Origin of the sequence: Achromobacter sp. GbtcB20 (assembly GCF_019091095.1) — a bacterium.
GTDB classification, from domain to species: Bacteria; Pseudomonadota; Gammaproteobacteria; order Burkholderiales; family Burkholderiaceae_B; genus Achromobacter; species Achromobacter mucicolens.
Window position 1 is genome coordinate 1 of sequence record NZ_JAGXJZ010000528.1, and the last position, 273, is coordinate 273.

General features: G+C 76.6%; 1 protein-coding gene. It reads left to right on the top strand.

Annotated features, from left to right (window positions below; all coding sequences use genetic code 11):
• The coding region (locus KVT32_RS30075; RefSeq protein WP_217619427.1) for a hypothetical protein at window positions 1-273 on the top strand (273 nt) is incomplete at both ends.

Below are 273 nucleotides of genomic sequence, written 5' to 3' on the forward strand. Positions count from 1 at the left end.
CCTCGCTGCCCCCGAACCGGCGCCGCGTGCTGGCCGCGGTCCCCTCCCCCCATATCTCCGGTTTCCCGTTCACCCAGCTGCTGCCGCGCCACCTCGGCCTGGCGCCGGACGCGGTGCTCGGCTGCCGCACGCGCCTGCCGTCCCAGCCCGCGCAACTGGCGGTGCCGGGCGACCTGGAGATCGCCCACCCCCAGTTCTGGCAGGCCGCCGTGGCCGCGGGGGAGCGGTTCCGGGACGACGTCGTCGGCGTCAGTTCCACCGCGCCTTGTCCGG